At 65.9% G+C, this 20214-nt stretch carries 19 protein-coding genes and 1 pseudogene; 7 read left to right on the top strand and 13 right to left on the bottom strand.

What is annotated here, in order from left to right:
* The first annotated feature begins 84 nt into the window (after nucleotides 1-84).
* The 4 genes from accC (at nucleotide 85) to FURADRAFT_RS14140 (ending at nucleotide 4307) form a co-directional block, all read left to right on the top strand.
* Entirely contained in the window at nucleotides 85-1443 is a 1359-nt protein-coding gene (accC, locus tag FURADRAFT_RS14155; RefSeq protein WP_008954854.1) for an acetyl-CoA carboxylase biotin carboxylase subunit, read from the top strand.
* A complete protein-coding gene (gene prmA / locus FURADRAFT_RS14150) occupies nucleotides 1443-2339 on the top strand; it encodes a 50S ribosomal protein L11 methyltransferase (protein ID WP_008954853.1) in 897 nt (298 codons plus the stop codon). The genes accC and prmA overlap by 1 nt, the downstream gene beginning before the upstream one ends.
* Nucleotides 2336-3487: a DUF3426 domain-containing protein gene (locus FURADRAFT_RS14145; protein ID WP_008954852.1), complete on the top strand. Its 1152-nt coding sequence runs from the start codon at nucleotides 2336-2338 to the stop codon at nucleotides 3485-3487. The genes prmA and FURADRAFT_RS14145 overlap by 4 nt, the downstream gene beginning before the upstream one ends.
* Before the next feature lie 301 nt (nucleotides 3488-3788).
* Nucleotides 3789-4307 carry a redoxin domain-containing protein gene (locus tag FURADRAFT_RS14140; protein WP_008954851.1) on the top strand — a complete coding sequence of 173 codons (519 nt, stop codon included), beginning with the start codon at nucleotides 3789-3791 and terminating at the stop codon, nucleotides 4305-4307.
* A 64-nt stretch (nucleotides 4308-4371) separates the two neighbouring features.
* Here FURADRAFT_RS14140 and FURADRAFT_RS14135 read toward each other — a convergent pair whose 3' ends face one another.
* From FURADRAFT_RS14135 to FURADRAFT_RS14095, 9 genes are all read right to left on the bottom strand, one after another.
* The gene (locus FURADRAFT_RS14135; protein ID WP_008954850.1) at nucleotides 4372-5376 is read right to left on the bottom strand and encodes an NAD(P)H-dependent glycerol-3-phosphate dehydrogenase; all 1005 of its coding nucleotides are present in this window, start codon (nucleotides 5374-5376) and stop codon (nucleotides 4372-4374) included.
* A gap of 12 nt (nucleotides 5377-5388) precedes the next feature.
* The gene (locus FURADRAFT_RS14130; RefSeq protein WP_008954849.1) at nucleotides 5389-5835 is read right to left on the bottom strand and encodes an SH3 domain-containing protein; all 447 of its coding nucleotides are present in this window, start codon (nucleotides 5833-5835) and stop codon (nucleotides 5389-5391) included.
* A gap of 5 nt (nucleotides 5836-5840) precedes the next feature.
* Nucleotides 5841-6293, bottom strand: a complete 453-nt coding sequence (gene secB / locus FURADRAFT_RS14125; RefSeq protein ID WP_008954848.1) for a protein-export chaperone SecB — start codon at nucleotides 6291-6293, stop codon at nucleotides 5841-5843.
* Between the two features lie 92 nt (nucleotides 6294-6385).
* Entirely contained in the window at nucleotides 6386-6643 is a 258-nt protein-coding gene (gene grxC / locus FURADRAFT_RS14120; protein WP_008954847.1) for a glutaredoxin 3, read from the bottom strand.
* Complete coding sequence (dacB, locus tag FURADRAFT_RS14115; RefSeq protein WP_008954846.1) at nucleotides 6640-8073, bottom strand: D-alanyl-D-alanine carboxypeptidase/D-alanyl-D-alanine endopeptidase; 1434 nt, start codon at nucleotides 8071-8073, stop codon at nucleotides 6640-6642. Before dacB ends, grxC begins: the two co-directional genes overlap by 4 nt.
* Nucleotides 8073-10250, bottom strand: a complete 2178-nt coding sequence (locus FURADRAFT_RS14110; RefSeq protein WP_008954845.1) for a primosomal protein N' — start codon at nucleotides 10248-10250, stop codon at nucleotides 8073-8075. Before FURADRAFT_RS14110 ends, dacB begins: the two co-directional genes overlap by 1 nt.
* A gap of 372 nt (nucleotides 10251-10622) precedes the next feature.
* The gene (hemE, locus tag FURADRAFT_RS14105; RefSeq protein ID WP_008954844.1) at nucleotides 10623-11690 is read right to left on the bottom strand and encodes a uroporphyrinogen decarboxylase; all 1068 of its coding nucleotides are present in this window, start codon (nucleotides 11688-11690) and stop codon (nucleotides 10623-10625) included.
* A 79-nt stretch (nucleotides 11691-11769) separates the two neighbouring features.
* Nucleotides 11770-12291 (bottom strand): chromate transporter, encoded by a 522-nt coding sequence (locus FURADRAFT_RS14100; RefSeq protein ID WP_008954843.1) that lies wholly within the window; start codon nucleotides 12289-12291, stop codon nucleotides 11770-11772.
* Nucleotides 12288-12842, bottom strand: coding sequence for a chromate transporter (locus tag FURADRAFT_RS14095; RefSeq protein WP_008954842.1), 555 nt, complete (start codon nucleotides 12840-12842; stop codon nucleotides 12288-12290). The genes FURADRAFT_RS14100 and FURADRAFT_RS14095 overlap by 4 nt, the downstream gene beginning before the upstream one ends.
* Before the next feature lie 76 nt (nucleotides 12843-12918).
* Here FURADRAFT_RS14095 and gcvA point away from each other — a divergent pair, with 76 nt between their 5' ends.
* A complete protein-coding gene (gene gcvA, locus FURADRAFT_RS14090) occupies nucleotides 12919-13809 on the top strand; it encodes a transcriptional regulator GcvA (protein WP_008954841.1) in 891 nt (296 codons plus the stop codon).
* 14 nt (nucleotides 13810-13823) lie between these two features.
* Here gcvA and FURADRAFT_RS14085 read toward each other — a convergent pair whose 3' ends face one another.
* Entirely contained in the window at nucleotides 13824-14705 is an 882-nt protein-coding gene (locus tag FURADRAFT_RS14085) for a LysR family transcriptional regulator (protein WP_008954840.1), read from the bottom strand.
* 111 nt (nucleotides 14706-14816) lie between these two features.
* On the opposite strand from FURADRAFT_RS14085, the gene FURADRAFT_RS14080 reads away from it, so the two are divergent.
* Nucleotides 14817-15416, top strand: coding sequence for a short chain dehydrogenase (locus FURADRAFT_RS14080; protein WP_008954839.1), 600 nt, complete (start codon nucleotides 14817-14819; stop codon nucleotides 15414-15416).
* A gap of 203 nt (nucleotides 15417-15619) precedes the next feature.
* Here the strand turns inward: FURADRAFT_RS14080 and parE are convergent, their stop codons facing one another.
* Genes parE through FURADRAFT_RS14065 form a run of 3 tightly spaced genes read right to left on the bottom strand, consistent with a single transcriptional unit; the run spans nucleotide 15620 to nucleotide 18758 of the window.
* A complete protein-coding gene (gene parE, locus FURADRAFT_RS14075) occupies nucleotides 15620-17584 on the bottom strand; it encodes a DNA topoisomerase IV subunit B (protein WP_008954838.1) in 1965 nt (654 codons plus the stop codon).
* Complete coding sequence (locus tag FURADRAFT_RS14070) at nucleotides 17581-18216, bottom strand: DUF2238 domain-containing protein (RefSeq protein WP_008954837.1); 636 nt, start codon at nucleotides 18214-18216, stop codon at nucleotides 17581-17583. The genes parE and FURADRAFT_RS14070 overlap by 4 nt, the downstream gene beginning before the upstream one ends.
* Nucleotides 18217-18221: 5 nt before the next feature.
* Entirely contained in the window at nucleotides 18222-18758 is a 537-nt protein-coding gene (locus tag FURADRAFT_RS14065) for an RNA pyrophosphohydrolase (protein WP_008954836.1), read from the bottom strand.
* A gap of 340 nt (nucleotides 18759-19098) precedes the next feature.
* Between FURADRAFT_RS14065 and FURADRAFT_RS14060 the strand changes: the two are divergent.
* Nucleotides 19099-20192, top strand: a pseudogene (locus FURADRAFT_RS14060) (polyamine ABC transporter substrate-binding protein).
* Nucleotides 20193-20214: the final 22 nt, after the last annotated feature.

Raw genomic sequence — 20214 nt, 5'->3', positions numbered from 1 at the left:
ATATCGAGGAACGTGAAATGGGAAAAGTGATCGGCCCGCCCGCACTTTTCGCGTTTCACGTTTCGCTTTTCACGGGTGTTCCCCATGTTTGAAAAAATCCTCATCGCCAACCGCGGCGAGATCGCCCTGCGTATCCAGCGCGCCTGCCGCGAAATGGGCATCAAGACCGTGGTCGTGCACTCCGAAGCCGACCGCGACGCCAAGTACGTCAAGCTGGCCGACGAGTCGGTCTGCATCGGCCCCGCCCCGTCCGGCCAGAGCTACCTCAACGTGCCGGCGCTGATCGCCGCCGCCGAAGTCACCGACGCCCAGGCCATCCACCCCGGCTACGGCTTCCTGTCGGAAAACGCCGACTTCGCCGAACGCGTCGAGCAGTCCGGTTTTGTCTTCATCGGCCCGCGCTCGGAAACCATCCGCCTGATGGGCGACAAGGTCTCGGCCAAGCAGGCGATGATCGAAGCCAAGGTACCGACCGTGCCCGGTTCCGCCGGCGCGCTGCCGGACGATCCGGTCGAAATCACCAAGATGGCCAAGAAGATCGGCTTCCCGGTGATCATCAAGGCCTCTGGCGGCGGCGGCGGACGCGGCATGCGCGTGGTGCACACCGAGGCGGCGCTGATCAATTCGGTCAACATGACCCGCACCGAAGCGGCGGCGGCCTTCGGCAACCCGACCGTGTACATGGAGAAATTCCTCGAGCAGCCACGCCACATCGAGATCCAGGTGCTGTCCGACGAGTACGGCAACGCCATCTACCTCGGCGAGCGCGACTGCTCGATGCAGCGCCGCCACCAGAAGATCATCGAGGAAGCGCCGGCCCCGGGTATCACCGACGCCCAGCGCAAGAAGATCGGCGAGGCCTGCGCCGACGCCTGCCGCCGCATCAGCTACCGCGGCGCCGGCACCTTCGAATTCCTCTATGAGAACGGCGAGTTCTACTTCATCGAGATGAATACCCGCGTGCAGGTCGAACACCCGGTGACGGAAATGATCACCGGCATCGACATCGTGCAGGAACAGATCCGTATTGCCGCCGGCGAGAAACTGCGCTACAAGCAAAAGGATATCGTATTCAAGGGGCACGCCATGGAGTGCCGCATCAACGCCGAAGACCCGTTCACCTTCGTGCCGAGCCCGGGCAAGATCGAAAGCTATCACCCGGCCGGCGGCCCGGGCATCCGCATCGACTCGCACATCTACCAGGGTTACACTGTTCCGTCGCACTACGATTCGATGGTCGGAAAACTGATCGCCTTCGGCGACACCCGCGAGCAAGCGATGGCGCGCATGCGCGTGGCGCTGTCCGAAATGGCGATCACCGGCATCAAGACCAACATCCCGCTGCACCAGGAACTGTTCATGGACGGCGCCTTCCAGAAGGGCGGCACCAGCATCCACTACCTGGAAGAGCGTCTGGCCCAGATGAAGAAGGGGAGCGCCTGATGGCCTGGCTGCAAGCCACCATTGACACCGACTCCGTGGTGGCCGAGCAGCTGGCCGACGCCCTGATGGACGCCGGCGCGCTGTCGGCCGCCATCGAGGACGCGCTGGCCGGCACCGAGCTGGAGCAGCCGATTTTCGGCGAACCGGGCGAACCGGTCGACAAGCTGTGGAGCCAGAGCCGCATCATCGCGCTGTTCGACGAAGCCGCCGACGTCGCGCTGATCATCGCAGCCGCCAGCACCCAGTGCGGGATCGCGTTGCCGCACTATGCCGAGGAGCGGGTCGAAGAACAGGACTGGGTGCGACTGACCCAGGCCCAGTTCGAGCCGATCCGCATCTCGGAACGGCTCTGGATCACGCCGACCTGGCACGAGAGCCCGGACCCCGCCGCCGTCAACCTGCAGCTCGACCCCGGCCTCGCCTTCGGCACCGGCAGCCACCCCACCACGCGGCTGTGCCTGCAATGGCTCGACGCCAACATCAAGGGCGGCGAGAGCGTGCTGGATTACGGCTGCGGCTCGGGCATCCTGGCCATCGCCGCGCTCAAGCTCGGCGCGGCCTCGGCGGTCGGTATCGACATCGACCCGCAAGCGGTGCGCGCCAGCCAGGACAACGCCGCCCAGAACCAGGTGGTCGCCCGTTTCTACCTTCCCGACGCCACCCCGCCAGCGCAGTACGACGTGGTGCTGGCCAACATCCTGGCCAACCCGCTGCGCCTGCTGGGTGAACTCCTTTCCGGCCACGTCAGGGCCGGTGGCAAGATCGTCCTGTCCGGCATCCTGCAGGAGCAGGCGGAAGAGCTGTCCGCCATCTACGCAACCTGGTTCGACATGGAACCGCCGGTATTCGACGAAGGCTGGACCCGACTCACTGGAACCCGACACGCCACGGTATGACGCATACGACACAGTGCCCCGGCTGCCAGACCCGCTTCAAGGTTAGCGATGCCCAGCTCGCCGTTGCCAACGGCCTGGTCCGCTGCGGGCGCTGTGCGCATGTCTTCAACGCCACCGAACACATGATCGTGGCGGAGCCCCCGCTGCTCGCGCCGACGCCGCCGGTACCGCCCCCACCCGCCCCTGCCGTGCCCGCCAGCCGCCCCGACCCGGGCGACGACTTCGAGCTGGAGTTGCCCGACTTCGACCCGCTGGGCAGCCCCCCGGCCACCGAGACGGCGCCACCGGTAGAGACGGCTGTAGCAGCCACCGTCAGTGCACCGGCCACCGACGCCAATGACATGGCCACGTTCCAGCGCGCCCTGTCCGAGGCGATGCAGCACCGCGATGCCACGGCGCCGATCGGCGACCCGTTCGCGGCGTCGGAAACGCCGCCGCGTCCCGCCGCCGACCCCTTGCAAGCACTGCTGGAAGAGACGCTGTCGGAACACGCCGCCCCCGCCACGCGTGGTGCTCACAACGAAACCGAAACACGGGAAGAACGTGGCCAGCCAAAGGGGGCCACGGTGATGGTGATGCCGGAGGCGGACTCCGCGGAACCCGTCTTCGACCCGGGCGCAGATATCCCCGGCTTCGAGCCCCCACCACCAGCGGCGCGCCGGGCGGGAAACTGGCAGACCTGGCTGATGGCCGGCGTGGCGTTGATCGGCGTGCTGGCCCTGGCGCTGCAGCTGGTCTACCTCAACCGTACCCGCATTGCCGCCGAGGTGCCGGAACTGCGCCCGACGCTGGAAAAACTGTGCCAGGGCGTCGGCTGCAGCGTGCCGCTGCCAACCGACAGCGCGCTGATCCGTACCGAATGGTCGGAACTGTCCTTCGTGCCCGATCAGCAGAACCTGATCCAGCTGGCTGCCACGCTGAAGAACCACGCCGCGTACCCGCAGGCTTATCCGATGCTGGAGGTCACGCTGAAGGATGCCGAGGACCAGGTGGTGATCCGCAAGGTGTTCTCGCCACAGGAATACCTCAAGCCCGACGACTACAAGGCCATGCAGTTCAAGGGCAACAGCGAGATACGCATCGCCATGCGCTTCGACGTCGGCAAGGTCCGCGCGATGGGCTACAGCCTGCTCTGGTTCTACCCCTGAACCCGAGAGCCTGTTCATCAGGTGGCGACGCCTGCTCAGCTTGAGCCCCGGCAGTACTGCGTGCCGATCTCCGATTGTCTCCGCGACGCGGAATTTTCCTGTACTCGGTATACAGTCCGGTTTCTGAACGCTGGCGGCACTCAAGCTGCTTTGGCTCGCTCACCCACTGCCATCGGTGCTGTGTTCCATGCCTCTCCGACAAGCCGCCATCTGGCGGCTTTTTCGTTTCCCACCCTGATTTCCGCTTGTTTTCTGCCCGATCTCGTCCACCATGAGTAGATAACGCAGGAGAAAACAGGACATGAACATGTTTACACTGCAGCACCGTGACGACGCCTTGCAGGTGCTTGGCGACTTTCCCCAGGTCGGCAATCCGCTGCACAGTTTCATGCTGGTCGACGAAAACCTGAACGACGTCTCACTCGAGCAATTCCATGGCTCGCCCAAGGCGATCATCACCTTGCTGTCGCTCGACGAGCAGGAATACGGCGGGATCGAACTGCTGCAGGAGACGCGGCGCTTTCTGGAGCAATGGCCCGGCCTGCGGCTGTTTGTGATCTCGGTGGATTCGCCCTCGACCCTGCGTCGCGCGCGCCGCGAGCACGGCCTGCCCGGGGTGACGCTGCTCTCGACGCTGCGCGGGCGCGATTTTCACAAGTTCTACGGTGTGCTGATCGCCGATTATCCGCTGGCGGGCTACACCGCCCCGTCGCTGATCCTGACCGATTCGCGGGATCAGGTGATCTACGCCGAACGCCTGCGCGGCACCGAAGACCTATTTGACTTCGCCGGTATCGCCAAGACCATCGAAGGGCGCTGAGGCGGGTCGCACCTGACAAACAAAAAGCCACCCTAGGGTGGCTTGCTGCCCGCGTGGCGAGCTTTCAGTCCAGGCGCTCGCCCGATTCCGACTTCGGCTCGCGTCCCAGCAGTTCCTCCACCACCTTGTGCGGATCGCTGCCGTGATAGAGCAGGCCGCACACCGCGGCGGTGATCGGCATGTCGACCTCGAGCCGCTCGGCCATGGTCAGCACCTCGCGTGCGGTCGGCACCCCTTCGGCAACGTGGCCCAGTTCCTGCAGGATCTGCTCCAACGACTTGCCTTCGGCCAGCTTGAGGCCGACCTGACGGTTGCGCGACAGCGCGCCGGTGCAGGTAAGGATCAGATCGCCCATGCCGGCCAGGCCCATCATGCTCTGCTGGCTGCCCCCCAGCGCCAGCGCCAGCCGGGTGATCTCGGCCAGGCCACGGGTAATCAGCGCAGCGCGGGCATTCATGCCGAACTGCAGGCCGTCGGCGACGCCGGTGGCAATCGCCATGACGTTCTTCACCGCCGCCCCTACCTCGACGCCGACCAGGTCGTCGTTGGCGTAGAGCCGCAGCCGCGGGCTGTTGAGCGTCCGCGCCATGCGCTTGGCGAAGGCGTAGTCGTCCGAGGCCACGGCGAGCGCTGCCGGCAGCCCCATCGCCACCTCGCGCGCGAAGCTCGGGCCGGACAGCACCCCGCACGGCACGCCGGGCGGCAGCTCCTCCGCCACCACCTGGTGCGGCAGCAGGCTGGAGCCCGCCTCGAAGCCCTTGCAGGCCCACAATAGCGGCGGCAACCCGGAAGACAGGGCGGTCAGCGCGCGCAGGGTCGGGCGCAGCCCGGCCATCGGCGTGACGATCAGGATCAGGTCGGCGCCGTCAACGGCATGCGACAGCTCGGCGCTCAAGGCCAGCTCGTCGGGCAGAGGGCAGCCCGGCAAATAGCGGGTATTGAGACGCTCCGCCGCCATCTGGGCCACCTGGTCGGCGTCCCGCGCCCACAGGGTGACATGGTGATGGCGCGCGTAGGCGATCGCCAAAGCGGTGCCCCAGGCACCCGCTCCCAGCACAGCCAGTTTCATGCGATCTCCCGTTTACAGGCCCCAGAGGTCGGTGATGCGGGCGTAACCTTCGCTGCCGTCGCGATGGCGCACCTTGACCCAGCCGGCCTTGGGCGGCTCGAGCAGTTCGAGCACGCCGTCGCGCGGCACGCTGAAGCGCAACGGCGAGGCGGCGTCGGCCTCGGCGCGCACTTCGCTCTTGTCGACCACCACCAGCAGCATGCGCTGCGTGGACAAGGCTGCCACCGGAATCCAGGCGATGCCGCCGGTGGCGTCGCGCACGCGCGACCACTCCTTCTGGCTCGTCAGCACTTCGACCGGGTAGTAGCGGCTGACCACGAACAGCTTCTTCGCATTCAGCGCCGGCGCTTCGTACAGCGCCACGCCGGTCTCCTTGACGGAGCGGAACTCCAGTGCCTTGGCCAGCGGGGCGGCGAACCCGGCGGCCAACAGCAGCGAGACGACGAGGGACTTCTTCATACGGATCAGGCGTTGCCGGCTTCGGCCAACTGGGCGCGCTGCTGCATGTACAGCGACTCGAAGTTGATCGGCGACAGCAGCACCGGCGGGAAGCCGGCGCGGTTCACCAGGCTGGACACGGTTTCGCGCGCATACGGGAACAGGATGTTCGGGCAGGCCACGCCGAGGATCGGCTCGATGTCGTCGGCCGGCACGTCGCGAATCTGGAAGATACCGGCTTGCGCCACTTCGGCCAGGAACATGGTCTTTTCCGGCAGCTTGGCGGTCACGGTGACGGTCAGCGTGCACTCGTAGAAGCCGTCTTCGATCAGCTTGCCTTCCGAGGCGAGCTGCATGTCGATGTCCGGCTGGGCCTGCTCGAGGAACACCTGCGGGGCGTTCGGCACTTCGAGGGACAGGTCCTTAACGTAGATCTTTTCGATGGAGAAAACCGGTTGCACTTCTTGTTGTTCGCTCATGTTCAATCTCGCCTGACACCCGCCATGGGGTGGAATCAAATAAAGGAAAAATCAGCCGGCATCATCGCATGAAAGCGCGGCCGGAGCCACCGTCAGTCCGCCAGCAGCACGTCGAGCTTGCCGGCGTGCTCGAGCGCCGCCAGATCGTCGAAGCCGCCGACGTGGCTGTCGCCGATGTAGATCTGCGGCACGGTGCGGCGGCCGGTGCGGCTCATCATCTTCTCGCGCTCGGCCGGCTCCAGGTCGACGCGGATTTCGGTGATGCCGGCCACGCCCTTGCGTGCCAGCAGTTGCTTGGCACGGATGCAGTAGGGGCAGACGGCGGTGGTGTACATGGTTACGGGTTTCATCGGGGTTCCACAGGAAGGCTTGGAGGTACCGGCAAATTATACTCCGGCGGCACGCCGGCGGCGGGATCAAAACGCGTCACCAGGTCACTCACCACCCGGTCCAGCGCCGGCACCAGTTCGGCGGCGCGCGGGCTGTTGACGATGGCGACGATGGCAAGCCGGCGGCCGTCGGCCGCCTGCCAGTAACCGGCCAGGGCGCGCACGCCGTCGAGCGTGCCTGTCTTCAACCGCAGGCGCGGCCCCAGGTTGGCAAAGCGCTTCTTCAGCGTGCCGTCCGCCGCGGCGATCGGCAGGCTGGCCAGGAACTCGCCGGCGTAGGGTCCACGCGCCGCGCTCCTTAGCACTTCACCCAGCAGCCTGGCCGAGACGCGTTCCTGGCGCGACAGCCCGGCGCCGTTCTCCAGCGCCAGCGGTGCGGCGGAAATGCCGGCTTCGGCCAACGTTTCCCGCACGGCGCGCTCGGCGTCGGCCACGGTGTCGCCGCTGCCGCCGGCCACCCGCCCCAGCGTCAGGAAGAGCGCGCGTGCCATGGTGTTGTTGCTGTACTTGTTGATGTCGGCCAAGGCGACCAGCAAGGGGTCGGAGTCATGGCTGGCCAGCACACGCGCCTCAGGCGGCGCCGTGCCACGGCCGCTGGCCGCCGGTCCGCGCCCGCCCAGCTCGCGCCACAGCGCGGCGAAGGCCTGGGCGGCGTACTGGTCGTGGTCGAGCACGTTGACGTAGCTCTGCGCCCCGTCGCAGCTTCTCGGCAAGGCGCCGCTGACGCTGACCTGCTCGTTCTCGACCTGAATGCTGACGCTCCGCCGCACGTCGTCGCAAGGGCCCTCGCCACCGTCGCTCAGGGCGCTGCTCAGGCGCACCCCGGCCAGCGGCGGATCGAGCGTGACGCGGGCGCCGTTGCCGTCGTTGAAGAAGCGCAGCCAGGCCACCTTGAGCCCGGTGAGGTGGGTGTCGGGATCGACCATGAATACGCGCCCGACATCGCCACCGAAATCGCTGGCGCTGCCGATGCGGCTGAAGGCACGCTTGTCGAGCAGCAGCCGGCCCTGGATGCGCTCGATGCCGCGCGCGCGCAAGGTGCGCAGCATGCCCTGCAGGTCACGGTTGGCAAAACGCGGGTCGCCTGAGCCGATCCAGTACAGATCGCCCTGCAGCACGCCGTGCCGCAACGGCGCCGCCGACACCAGCTCGCTATGCCAACGGTAGTCGGGGGTGAGCCGGGTCAGCGCGCTCCAGCCGGTCAGCAGCTTCATGGTGGACGCCGGATTGACCGCCTGCTCGGCGCGGTACGCCGCGAACACGCCCTTCCCTTCCACCGGCGCTGCCCACAGTGCGATGTCGTCGGCCGGGATGCCGTACAGTTCCAGCGCGCAGGCCGGCAGCGTCCAGCAGGCCAGCATCAGCAGCGCCACGGCGCGTAATCGTTTCATCACATCTCCTGCGGGTCGACGTCGAGCGACCAGCGCAAGGCGCGGCCGTGCGCCTTGGCCATCCGTTCGGCCAACGAGACGAGTCGTTCGAGCAAGGCGTGCAGCGCGGCGCGGCTGCCGCTCTCGAACACCAGTTGGGCGCGCTCGCGGTTGGCGAGACGCACCATCAGCGCCGGCGCCGGGCCGGATACCAGCACGCCGTCGGCGTGCGGCTCGGCCTCGGCGCGCAGCGCGGTCAGGAAGGCGGTGGCCGTGGCGATTTCGTAGGCGTCGGCACGCAGCAGGGCCTGGTACACCGCCGGCGGGAAGCCCGCCATACGCCGCTCCTCGAGCAGGGTCTGGGCGTAGCCGTCGAAGTCGTGGCGCAGCAGCGCCTGGTACAGCGGGTGCTCCGGCCATTGCGTCTGCACCAGCACCTCGCCCGGGGCCTCGGCGCGGCCGGCGCGGCCAGCCACCTGCATGAGCTGGGCGAACAGGCGCTCGGCGGCGCGGTAGTCGGCGGAGTACAGCCCGCCGTCGGCGTTCAGCACCGTGACCAGCGACAGCGCGCCGAAGTCGTGCCCCTTGGCGAGCATCTGCGTGCCCACCAACACGTCCACCTCGCCGGCGTGCACCTTGCGGTAGACCTCGTCCCAGGCCGCCTTGTGGCGCGTGGTGTCGCGGTCGATGCGCAGCAGGCGCGCTTCCGGCAGCAGGCGCGCCAGCGCCGCCTCCAGGCGCTGCGTGCCCTGCCCCAGCGGCTTGAGGTCGACGTTGCCGCAGTCCGGGCAGACCGGCGGCACCGCCTCCTCCCAGCCGCAGTGGTGGCAGCGCATCTTGCGCTCGGCGAGATGCACCACCAGCTTGGCCGAGCAGCGCGGGCAGCCGGACAGCCAGCCGCAGTCGGTGCAGGCTACCACCGGGGCGAAGCCGCGCCGGTTGATGAACACCAGACTCATCTCGCCGCGCGCCACGCGCGCCTTGAGAGCGGCGATCACCGGTTCGGCCAACCCCTCCACCAGCTTGATCCGGCGCGTGTCCACCAGTCGGATCGTCGGCAGTCGCGCCGCGTCGTGGGCGCGCCGGCTCAGGGTCAGGCGCCGGTAACGTCCGGCCGCGACGTTGGCCATGGTTTCCAGGCTGGGCGTGGCGCTGCCCAGCACGATCGGCACCCGCTCCTGACGCGCGCGCCACACCGCCAGGTCGCGGGCGTGGTAGCGCAGGCCGTCCTGCTGCTTGAACGAGCCGTCGTGCTCCTCGTCGACCACGATCAGTCCCAACCGCGGCAGCGGCGTGAACACCGCCAGCCGGGTACCGATGACGATGCCGGCGCGCCCTTGCCAGGCGTCGACCCAGCCCTTGAGGCGCTCGCCGTCGGCCAGATGGCTGTGCAGCATCACCACCCGCGTGGCGGGAAAGCGCCCAGTGAAGCGCTCGATCAGCTGCGGCGTCAGGTTGATTTCCGGCACCAGCAACAGCACCTGGCGCCCGGCCGCCAGCACTCGCTCGATCAGGCGCAGGTAGACTTCGGTCTTGCCGCTGCCGGTAATGCCGTGCAGCACGTAGGGGGCGAAGTCGTCACGCGTTTCCGACAGGGCCTCCAGCGCCCGCTGCTGTTCGTCGTTCAGGCTCGGCGCCGGGGCGACGCGCAGCGGCAGCGCTTCCGGCGCCACGCGCTCAGCCCGTCCCTCTTGCAGCCAGTCGGCCAGGATACGCCCGGCCTGGGCGCTGACACCACGCGCCGCCGCGTTGGTCAGCGGGCCGTCCTGCAAGGCCTGCCACAGCGCCCGGCGCGCCTTTTGCCGTGCCGGCGGTTCTTCGGCCAACCCTGCCCCGGTCAGCTGCCACAGGCGCTCGTCCTCGAGCCGTACCGCGCGGTCGGTGCGCAGCGCACCGGGAAGCGCGGTAAACAGGGTCTGGCCGATGGGATGGTGGTAATAGTCGGCGGCGAAACGCACCATCGCGAGCAGCGTGGCCGGCAGCGGCGGCAACTCGTCGAACAGTTCCTCGACCCGTTTCAGGCGTCCGGTCTCGATACCCTCGGTAGGTATATCGTTGGTAATGAAGCCACACACCCGGCGCGGACCGAACGGCACCCTGACCCGCTGTCCCGCGCGCAACGGCAGATGGGTCAAGTAGCTGAACGTTCCAAAAAGGGGCACGTCCACGGCCACCTGAACCGCGTACTCCTCCGCCATCATTCGCTCCCCCCGCGCAAACCCTGTTCTGGCAAGGCTTTAAGCCACCTGCCCACAGAAGCTGTGGATAACTTTGTGCACAACTGCCTTGCGGCGATGCCGAATGGCTGATACAGGCCATTGCAGTCAGGTTGCACAAAAATTAATCAAATTATATTTATCAATTAATTCAATTACTTAACGACTTCGCCCCAAGCCGGGTCAAACCCGGCTCACACCTCATTAGCGGGCCACGCCGGTGTGCATAAGTCATGGAACAACTGTTGGAAACCCTGTCAATCCCTTGACAGCAAAAACCCGCAAAGTAAAACGGCCACTGGAAAACCAATGGCCGCATGGGCATATATACCCCCGGTTGGCTATGACAACGTCTCAACCGTGGTAATGGTAGGGAACCGACAGCCGATGCACCGCCTCGACCAGCACTGCGGCGTGATCGGGGTTCACGAACTGGGAAATGCCGTGGCCAAGGTTGAACACGTGGCCGCTGCCCTGGCCGTAGGAGGACAGGATGCGGCTGACTTCCTTCTCGATGCCCTCCGGGCTGGCAAACAGCACGTTGGGGTCGAGGTTGCCCTGCAGCGCCACATCGGCGCCGACACGGCGACGGGCATCGGCGATGTCGGTGGTCCAGTCGAGCCCGATGGCGTCGGCACCGATCGTGGCGATGTCTTCCAGCCACTGACCGCCGCCCTTGGTGAACACGATCACCGGCACCCGCCGTCCGTCCGCCTCGCGCTTGAGGCCGGCGATGATCTTCTGCATGTAGGCCAGCGAGAAGGTCTTGTAGGCCGCGTGGGTCAGCGCCCCGCCCCAGGTATCGAAGATCTGCACCGCCTGCGCCCCGGCGTCGATCTGGGCATTGAGGTAGTCGGTAACGGTACGCGCGTTGATATCGAGGATGTGATGCAGCAGTTCCGGACGGCTGTACAGCATCGCCTTGACATTGCGGAAGTCGTCCGAGCCACCGCCCTCGATCATGTAGCAGGCCAGCGTGAACGGGCTGCCGGAGAAGCCGATCAGCGGCACGCGGCCGTCCAGCGCCTTGCGGATGCTAGCCACGGCGTCGAACACGTATTGCAACTTCTCCATCGGCGCCACGGAAAGCGCCTTGATGGCGGCCTCGTCACGCAGCGGGTGCTGGAACTTGGGCCCCTCGCCCTCGGCGAAGTAGAGCCCCAGCCCCATCGCATCCGGCACGGTGAGGATGTCGGAGAACAGGATGGCGGCATCCAGCGGGAAACGCTCCAGTGGCTGCAGCGTCACCTCGGTGGCGAACTCCGGGCTGGTGCACAAGCCCATGAAGCTGCCGGCGCGCGCGCGCGTGGCGCGGTATTCCGGCAGGTAACGGCCGGCCTGGCGCATCATCCAGATCGGGGTGTATTCAACGGGCTCCTTGAGCAGGGCCCGCAGGAAAGTATCGTTCTTGAGCGTGGTCATGATGAATGGCAGTGATTGGTTTCATTTTTCATTATACCCCGCCTTCATCGCTGCCGGCTCGTAGCCGTCGAGCCCGATTTCACACCAGCCCCAGCCAGCCCAGCAAGGCCCCCGCGCCCAACAGCCACAACGGATTGAGCCGGCTCTTCCACGCCACCATGGCGGTCGCCCCGCACAGCAGCCAGGAAGCCCAGCCGTCGTTGGCGGAACGACTCAACAGCCAGGCGCTGCCCAGCACCAGGCCGATCGTCACCGGCGCCAGACCGCGTTCGATCACCCGGCGCCACGGCGAGGCACGAAATCGCTGCCACAACCGCGCCACGTAGAAACTCAGTAGCGACGACGGCCCGCACATGCCCAGCGTGCTCACCAGCGCCCCCGGGACGCCCGCCACCTTCCAGCCGATCAGGCTGACCACCAGCACATTGGGCCCGGGCGCGGCCTGGGCGATGGCGAACAGGGCGGCGAACTCCGTTCCGGTCATCCAGCCGTTCGACTCCACCACGTAACGGTGGATTTCCGGCAGCAGCGCATTCGCGCCCCCCACCGCCATCAGCGAAAACAGCGAAAACGTCCCCAGCAGCGACAGCAGCACGCTCATGACCGCCGCTCCCTTGTCCGCCACGCCAGCGCGATCGCCAGCGGTGCCAGCACCAACAGCACCGCCAAGAGCGGCAGGCGCCATAGCCCGACCGCGACCAGGGTGAGCAGCGCGATCGCCAGGCACCAGCCGCGGCGCTCCAGCTTTTCGGCCAACCTCAGCCCCATCGCCACCACCAGCCCGGCCCCCGCCGACGCCAGTCCCGCCAGCACGCCGCGCAAGGCCGGCACGGACTGGTAATGCCCATACAGCATGGCGAGCGACAGCACGATCACCAAGGGCGCCAGCATCAGCCCGCCCACCGCCGTCAACGCACCGCTGACACCATGAAAGCGCGAGCCGACCGCCACCGCCACGTTGACGATATTGGGCCCGGGCAGCACCTGCCCCAGCCCCAGCACCTCGGTGAATTCGGCATCGGACAGCCAACGCCGCTGCATCACCAGCATGCGATGCGCCAGCGGCAACACGCCGCCGAAGCCGGACAGCCCGACAGAAAAGAAACCGGCAAACAACTCCTGCCGGCTGGGGGTATGCAGAGTGGTATCCATGGCGCAAGGCTACCCCTGCGGCCGGCACGGCACAAACGAGTTTTTATGGCGACGCTGGTGAGATAAACTCAACAGCATGTCCCGCCGCCTGCCCCCGCTCAACGCCCTCAGAGCCTTCGAATCCGCCGCTCGTCTCGGCAGCTTCAGCGCCGCCGCCGAAGCCCTGCATGTGACCCACGGCGCCATCAGCCGCCAGGTGCAGCAACTCGAAGACTGGCTCGGTTTCGCCCTGTTCGAGCGGCGCGGCCGCCGCGTCATGCTCAACGCCGCCGGCCAGGCCTACCTGCCGGCGCTGCAGACGGCGTTCGACGGCATCGCCGGCGCCACCGAGGCCCTCACCGCGCGCCGTCAGGGCCGCCGCCTCCAGATCAACGTCACGCCGACGCTCGCCATGCACTGGCTGCTGCCGCGCCTCACCCGCTTCCAGCTGCGCTACCCTGGCGTCGAACTGCGCCTGGCCACCTCCGACGCCGCCATCAACAACCAGAACGCCGACTTCGACATCGCCATCCGCCGCAGTCAGGAGCACTGGCGCGGCTTCGTCGCCCATGCCTTTCTTGCCGAGCGTGAACTGCCGGTGTGCAGCCCGGCGCTGCTCGCACGCCACCCCATCGCCAGCGTGGCCGACCTTGCCCAGCACACCCTGCTGCACTCGGAAACCCGGCCGGTCGCCTGGGAACGCTGGCTCGCCGCCGCCGGGGCACCGGCCCTGCAGCCCGCCGCCACCCAGCATTTCGACCACTACTACCTGGCACTGCAGGCCGCCATCGACGGTCTCGGCGTCACGCTCGGCCCGCTGCCGGTGATCGAGGAAGAACTCGCCTCCGGCAAGCTGGTGGCTCCGCTGCCGGGACCGGAAGTGGTGGTCAAGGGCTATTGCTGGGTCGTGCCGCAAAGCCTGGTGGGAGACGAACTGGTGTCGGCCTTTTGTGCCTGGCTGGAAGAAGAAGCCGCTCACAGCGAATAAGGCCGGATACAGGCTCAGGCACCGAAGCGCTGCAGCACGAAATCGATGAAGGCGCGCAGCTTGGGCACCTGCTGGCGATCCGGTAGGTACAGCACGTGCATCGGCTTGGACGACGGCAGGTAATCGGCCAGGATCTCCACCAGGCGGCCGGCCGCGACGTCCTCCGCCAGCAAGACCTCGGGCTGCATCACGATGCCGCCCCCCTGCAGCGCCACCATGCGCAGCGCCTGGCCGTTGTTGGACTGGAACCGCGCCGCCGGCGGATCGACCGCATCCGCCCCCGTCGGCAGGCGCCAGCCGGCATGTTTCTCCCACAGCGAATGCCCCAGCCATTGGTGCCCGGCCAACTCGCCCGGAGTGCGCGGCGTCCCCCAGCGCTGCAGGTACGCCGGGGCGGCGCAGACCATCATCCGGTAGGGCGCCAGCGGACGCGCCACCAACCCTGACTCGACCAGCGTGCCGATGCGGATCAGCGCGTCGCAGCCCTCCTCGACCAGATCCACCACCTGATCGGACAACGCCAGTTCAACGCTCACCTCCGGATACTGCACCATGAACTCGCCCAGCGCCGGAGCCAGCCGCAACGAGCCGAACGTCACCGGCGCGTTGATCTTCAACATGCCGCGCGGCGCCTGATGCAGCCGTTCGGCACCGATCTCGGCGTCGCGGATCTCCGCCAGGATATGGCGGCAGCGCTGGTAGTACTGCTCGCCGATCTCGGTCAGGTGCTGGCGACGCGTGGTGCGCGCCAGCAGGCGAGCCCCCAGACGCTGCTCCAGCGCCCGGATGTGCTTGCCCACCATCGGCTGCGACAGGCCGAATGCCTCTGCCGCCGCCGTGAAACTGCCACGCTCCACCACCGCGACGAACACCTCCATGCCGAGCAAGCGATCCATTCATTACCCCTGGTTCTCAATCCTGTTAATGATAACGGATTAATTACCCGATGATTTAACCAGATAATCACCACCATCTGGCCAGCCTGGCCACACCACAGGAGTCACAACATGAGAATCGTCGTCGTCGGTGCCAGCGGCACCATCGGTAAGGCAGTGGTCGGCGCGCTGGCAGACCAGCATGACATCATCCAGGTCGGCAAGCAGCACGGCGACCATCAGGTCGACATCACCCGCAGTGACAGCATCCTCCAGCTGTTCGAACGCATCGGCAAGGTCGACGCCATCGTCTCCGCCGCCGGCAGGCTGCACTTCGGCCCGCTCGCCGAAATGAACGCCGAACAGTTCAAGATCGGCCTGCATGACAAGCTGCTGGGCCAAGTCGACCTAGCCCTGATCGGCCAGCACTACCTCAACGACGGCGGCTCGATCACCCTGACCAGCGGCATCGTCAGCGAGGAGCCGATCCGTTACGGCGCCAACGCCAGCGCCGTCAACGCCGCGATCGAGGGCTTCGTGCGCGGTGCCGCGGTGGAACTACCACGCGGCCTGCGCATCAACGCCGTCAGCCCGAACGTGCTGCAGGAGTCGTGGCCGGTATACGGGCCGTACTTCGCCGGCTTCGAGGCGGTACCGGCGAGCCGCGTGGCGCTCGCCTACCAGCGCAGCGTCGAAGGCGTGCAGACCGGCAGGGTCTACCGCGTCTGGTAATCCCCCCGCCAAAACGATGTTGGCCGCAAGCCCGTCTCCGGGCTTGCGGCCAACTCTCGTCTTGCTGTTCCGCCTCGAGCAACAGGGCTTAGAGCCACTCACAAAACCCAGTGCAACAGTCTTGGCTAGGCGCGCGGCCGCAGACAGTACAAGTAGTACGGCAAGGCCGCGCAACAACGCCAAGAGGGTTTTGTTAGCGGCTCTTAGATGTCCGCCTCGACCTCATTGCCCTTGGCCTCCATCCAGCCGCGCCGGCTCGCCGCCTCGCCCTTGCCCATCAGCATGGTGAACATGCGGCGCGTGTCGGCCTCGGCCTCCGGCCGCACCCGCACCTGGGTCAGGCGGCGCGTGTCCGGGTGCATGGTGGTGTCCTTGAGCTGCTCCGGGTTCATCTCGCCCAACCCCTTGAAGCGGCTGATGCTCCAGGCGTTCTCGCGCACGCCTTCACTGCGCAGGCGGTCGAGGATGGCCTCCAGCTCGCCCTCGTCCAGCGCGTACAGCTTCTTCGGGGGACGGTGCTTGCCCTGCCCCGGCACGTCGACGCGGAACAGGGGCGGCTGCGCGATGCAGATATGGCCGTTGGCCAAGAGCGCCGAGAAGTGACGATAGAACAGCGTCAGCAAAAGCACCTGGATGTGCGAGCCGTCGACGTCGGCGTCCGACAGGATGGCGATCTTGCCGTAGCGCAGCCCCGACAAGTCGGCCTTCTCGCCCGGCGCATGCGGGTCGACGCCGATCGCCACCGAGATGTCATGAATCTCGGCGTTGGAGAACAGCTGATCGCGGTCGGTCTCCCAGCTGTTGAGCACCTTGCCGCGCAACGGCAGGATGGCCTGGTATTCCTTGTCGCGCGCCAGCTTGGCCGAACCGCCGGCCGAATCGCCCTCGACCAGGAACAGTTCGTTGCGCTCGATGTCCTCGCTCTCGCAGTCGGTCAGCTTGCCCGGCAACACCGCCACGCCGGAGCCCTTCTTCTTCTCGACCTTCTTCACCGACTTCAGGCGCGACTGCGCCTGGCGAATCGCCAGCTCGGCAATCTTCTTGCCGGCTTCGACGTGCTGGTTCAGCCACAATTCCACCGGGTCGCGCGCCAAGCCCGAGATCAGCTTCAGCGCATCGCGGCTGGTCAGCTTCTCCTTGGTCTGCCCCTGGAACTGCGGATCGAGCACGCGTGCCGACAGCACGAAACGCACCCGGCTCCATACATCCTCGGCCATCAGCTTGACGCCGCGCGGCAGCAGGTTGTGGTGATCGACGAAGCTCTTCACCGCTTCGAATACCCCGGCGCGCAGGCCCGCCTCGTGCGTCCCGCCGGACGGGGTTGGGATCAGGTTGACATAGCTCTCGCCGCCGGCACCATCCTCGAACCAGGCCAGTGCCCACTGTACCCCCTCGCCCTTGGCGAACTGCTCGTGGTCGTCGCCGATATAGGCCTCGCCGGAGAACAGCGGAGCCACCGGTTCGTCACCGTTGCACAGCTCCGCCAGATAACTCTTCAGTCCCTGCGGATACTGCCACACCTTGACCTCGTCGCCGCTCGGGCGCTCGATGGTCAAGGTCACTGCCACCCCGGGCAGCAGCACCGCCTTAGCACGCAACAGCCGCTCCAGCTCGGGCAGCGAATAGCGCGGACTCTCGAAATACTTCCCATCCGGCCATACCCGTACCCGCGTGCCGCTGGTACGCGCGCCACAATCGCCAACGCGAGCCAGCGGCTCGATCACGTCACCGCCGGCGAACGCCATGCGGTACACCCCGCCCTCACGCTTGACCTCGACCTCGAGCCGCGTCGACAGCGCATTGGTCACCGACACACCGACACCGTGCAAGCCGCCGGAAAACGCGTAGGCACCGCCATCCTTCTTGTTGAACTTACCACCCGCATGCAGCCGGGTGAACACCAGTTCCACTACCGGCACCCCTTCCTGTGGATGCAGGCCCACGGGAATACCGCGCCCGTCGTCCTCCACGGACAGCGAGCCGTCCTGGTGCAGTGTCACCGCGATCTTGCGCGCGAAGCCGCCCAAGGCCTCGTCGGCGGCGTTGTCGATCACCTCCTGGCAGATGTGGGTCGGGTCGGTCGTCCGGGTATACATGCCCGGACGCTCCTTCACCGGCTCCAGTCCCTTGAGGACCCGGACCGAGGATTCGTCGTACTGTTGAGTCATAGCGTGTCGATGGTTAACGCGCTCAGTCGGCCGATCTGGCGTTCGTGAACGCGGGCAAAAAACAATTGGGAAACGAGAGCACCGCACAGCGCCAGGAACATGTCCCACTGGGTATCCCATGGATCGCCCTGCGTCGCCAGGAAGGCATCGGCGGCTGCGCCGATGGCCAGCGCGGTCCACCACTCCACCAGCTCGTAACAGGCAGATAGCGCCATGCAGAAGCACACCACCATAAATGTCAGCCAGCCCCCCTGCAGCGGAGTCTGCCGGCGCAGCACCTCGCGCGCCAGTATGGCCGGGAAAAACCCCTGGGCCAGGTGGCCGATGCGGTCATAATGATTACGGGAAAAATTGAACAGCTCCTGCAGCCAGAAGCCGAGCGGGGTGAGAGCATAGGTATAGTGCGCCCCCACCAGCAACACCATGGCGTGCAGCGACATGGCCCATACCGCCAGCGGGCTCCAGGCAAAACGCGGCCACAGCCACCAGACCAGCGGCAAGCCCAGCACAGCCGGAATCGCCTCCAGCCACCAGGTCGCCGCATCGTGCGCACCTAACGCCGACCACAGCACGACCATGCCCACCAGCCCGAAAGGCAACCAGGGACGAGGAAGAGCCGTGGGTATCGGCATGCGCATCAGCTCCCGTCGGTCTTTTCCGGTGCCGAATGGCGGCGCTGCAGGTAGGCCTCGTAGCTTTCCATCCCCCGCAGAAAGCGGGACAACTCACCCAAGGCACGCTGGTAGACATCGCGTTTGAACTCGATCACCAGATCGACCGGCGCCCAATAATCGTTCCAGCGCCAGCCGTCGAACTCGGGGTGGTTGGTCGCCCTCAGGCAAACATCACAATCGCGACCGACCAGCTTCAGCAAAAACCAGATCTGCTTCTGGCCCTTGTAGCTGCCGCGCCATTCGCGCCGCACCCAGTTGGTCGGAACGTCGTAGCGCAGCCAGTCGCGCGTACGGCCGAGAATTTTGACATGTTGTGGCAAGAGGCCGACCTCTTCGAGCAGCTCACGGTACATCGCCGCTTCCGGACTCTCACCAGGCTTGATGCCCCCTTGCGGAAACTGCCACGAGTGCTCGCGCACGCGCTTGCCCCAGAACACCTCGTTACGGGCGTTGATGAGGATGATTCCGACATTGGGGCGGTATCCGTCCCGGTCCAGCATGGAGAAACCTGCAATTCGTCTAGTTAGTCGAATTTTTGCACATTTCGTCTACCCATGCCATTCGGCCTTCCGTCCAAAGAAGGCTCCGCCCTAGCGGACCAGGATTGGCGCGCGCTCCGTCGGTCCAAGCGTGAACACGCCCGACTCCCTCATCCAATCCTGCCCGGCCCGAGACAAAGGTCTTGCCCGTACCCGGCAGAGCAGGTTAAATGACTGACTGCTGATCAGCTGAACTATGATGAAGCGTTGATCTATACAAGCGTCTTACCGACACGGCAATCCGGGTGTCGGCTCGTGCCTACTTGACTCAAGATCGTAACCCCCGTCGAAGGAGTTTCCTATGAAACGTAAGGCTGTCATTCTTGTTGCCACTGCTCTGGCTACGGTCGCCTCGGCCAGCCATGCCGCCAGCAGTGTGCTGAACGTCTACAACTGGTCCGACTACATCGCCGAAGACACCATTCCCAATTTCCAGAAGCAGACCGGCATCAAGGTGCGCTACGACGTCTATGACAGTAACGAAATCCTCCAGGCCAAGATGCTCACCGGCAAGTCGGGTTACGACATCGTTGTTCCCACCAACCAATTCCTCGCCAAGCAGATTCAGGCCGGCATCTACCAGCCGATCGACAAATCCAAGCTGAGCAATTACAAAGAACTGGACCCGGAGCTGCTCAAGCTCATGACCAAGTTCGACCCGGACAACAAGTACGCGGTGCCCTACTTCTGGGGGGTCAACACCATCGGCATCAACACCGACAAGGTCACCAAGGCACTGGGCGGCAAACTCCCGGAAAAACAGTGGGATATCCTGTTCAAGAAGGAAAACGTTTCCAAGCTCAAATCCTGCGGCGTCAGCGTGCTGGACTCGCCGGGCGAAGTGTTCCCGATGGTGCTGAAATACCTCGGCAAAGACCCCGCTAGCAAGAATGAGGCCGACTACAAGGAAGCCGCAGCCCTGCTGAAAACCATCCGCCCCTACATCACCCGCTTCTCCTCCTCCGGCTACATCAATGAACTGGCCGGCGGCAACCTGTGCCTGGTCTACGGCTACGGTGGCGACCTCAATATCGCCCGCGTGCGTGCCGAAGAAGCCAAGAACAAGGTCAAGATTACCCCGCTGGTACCGAAGGAAGGCGTCGCCATCTGGGTCGATAGCATGGTCATCCCGAAAGATGCCAAGAACGTCGACAGCGCCTACAAGTTTATCGACTACAACATGAGCGCCAAGGTAGCGGCTGCCAACGCCAACACCGTGAACTATGCACCGGGCAGCCTGGCGGCACGCAAGTTCATCAAGAAGGAAAACCTCAGCAACCCGTCGATTTTCCCGACTCCTCAAGACATTCAGCACAGTTTCGTGATGCTGCCGATGGATCCGAAATGCAGCGCCTGACCACCCGCCTGTGGCAGGAAATCAAGACCCAGAAGTAACCTTCGGGCTGTCATGGTGTTG

The sequence above is a fragment of the Pseudogulbenkiania ferrooxidans 2002 genome, from assembly GCF_000174355.1.
In the GTDB taxonomy this organism is placed as follows: Bacteria; Pseudomonadota; Gammaproteobacteria; order Burkholderiales; family Chromobacteriaceae; genus Pseudogulbenkiania; species Pseudogulbenkiania ferrooxidans.
Note: the sequence above shows the minus strand (reverse complement) of the source record. Positions and strands in the feature narration are given on the sequence as shown.

Coding starts and splice junctions, on each gene's coding strand:
- accC (WP_008954854.1), top strand. CDS start 85: ATGTTTGAAAAAATCCTCATCGCCAACCGCGGCGAGATCGCCCTGCGT.
- prmA (WP_008954853.1), top strand. CDS start 1,443: ATGGCCTGGCTGCAAGCCACCATTGACACCGACTCCGTGGTGGCCGAG.
- FURADRAFT_RS14145 (WP_008954852.1), top strand. CDS start 2,336: ATGACGCATACGACACAGTGCCCCGGCTGCCAGACCCGCTTCAAGGTT.
- FURADRAFT_RS14140 (WP_008954851.1), top strand. CDS start 3,789: ATGAACATGTTTACACTGCAGCACCGTGACGACGCCTTGCAGGTGCTT.
- FURADRAFT_RS14135 (WP_008954850.1), bottom strand. CDS start 5,376: ATGAAACTGGCTGTGCTGGGAGCGGGTGCCTGGGGCACCGCTTTGGCG.
- FURADRAFT_RS14130 (WP_008954849.1), bottom strand. CDS start 5,835: ATGAAGAAGTCCCTCGTCGTCTCGCTGCTGTTGGCCGCCGGGTTCGCC.
- secB (WP_008954848.1), bottom strand. CDS start 6,293: ATGAGCGAACAACAAGAAGTGCAACCGGTTTTCTCCATCGAAAAGATC.
- grxC (WP_008954847.1), bottom strand. CDS start 6,643: ATGAAACCCGTAACCATGTACACCACCGCCGTCTGCCCCTACTGCATC.
- dacB (WP_008954846.1), bottom strand. CDS start 8,073: ATGAAACGATTACGCGCCGTGGCGCTGCTGATGCTGGCCTGCTGGACG.
- FURADRAFT_RS14110 (WP_008954845.1), bottom strand. CDS start 10,250: ATGGCGGAGGAGTACGCGGTTCAGGTGGCCGTGGACGTGCCCCTTTTT.
- hemE (WP_008954844.1), bottom strand. CDS start 11,690: ATGACCACGCTCAAGAACGATACTTTCCTGCGGGCCCTGCTCAAGGAG.
- FURADRAFT_RS14100 (WP_008954843.1), bottom strand. CDS start 12,291: ATGAGCGTGCTGCTGTCGCTGCTGGGGACGTTTTCGCTGTTTTCGCTG.
- FURADRAFT_RS14095 (WP_008954842.1), bottom strand. CDS start 12,842: ATGGATACCACTCTGCATACCCCCAGCCGGCAGGAGTTGTTTGCCGGT.
- gcvA (WP_008954841.1), top strand. CDS start 12,919: ATGTCCCGCCGCCTGCCCCCGCTCAACGCCCTCAGAGCCTTCGAATCC.
- FURADRAFT_RS14085 (WP_008954840.1), bottom strand. CDS start 14,705: ATGGATCGCTTGCTCGGCATGGAGGTGTTCGTCGCGGTGGTGGAGCGT.
- FURADRAFT_RS14080 (WP_008954839.1), top strand. CDS start 14,817: ATGAGAATCGTCGTCGTCGGTGCCAGCGGCACCATCGGTAAGGCAGTG.
- parE (WP_008954838.1), bottom strand. CDS start 17,584: ATGACTCAACAGTACGACGAATCCTCGGTCCGGGTCCTCAAGGGACTG.
- FURADRAFT_RS14070 (WP_008954837.1), bottom strand. CDS start 18,216: ATGCCGATACCCACGGCTCTTCCTCGTCCCTGGTTGCCTTTCGGGCTG.
- FURADRAFT_RS14065 (WP_008954836.1), bottom strand. CDS start 18,758: ATGCTGGACCGGGACGGATACCGCCCCAATGTCGGAATCATCCTCATC.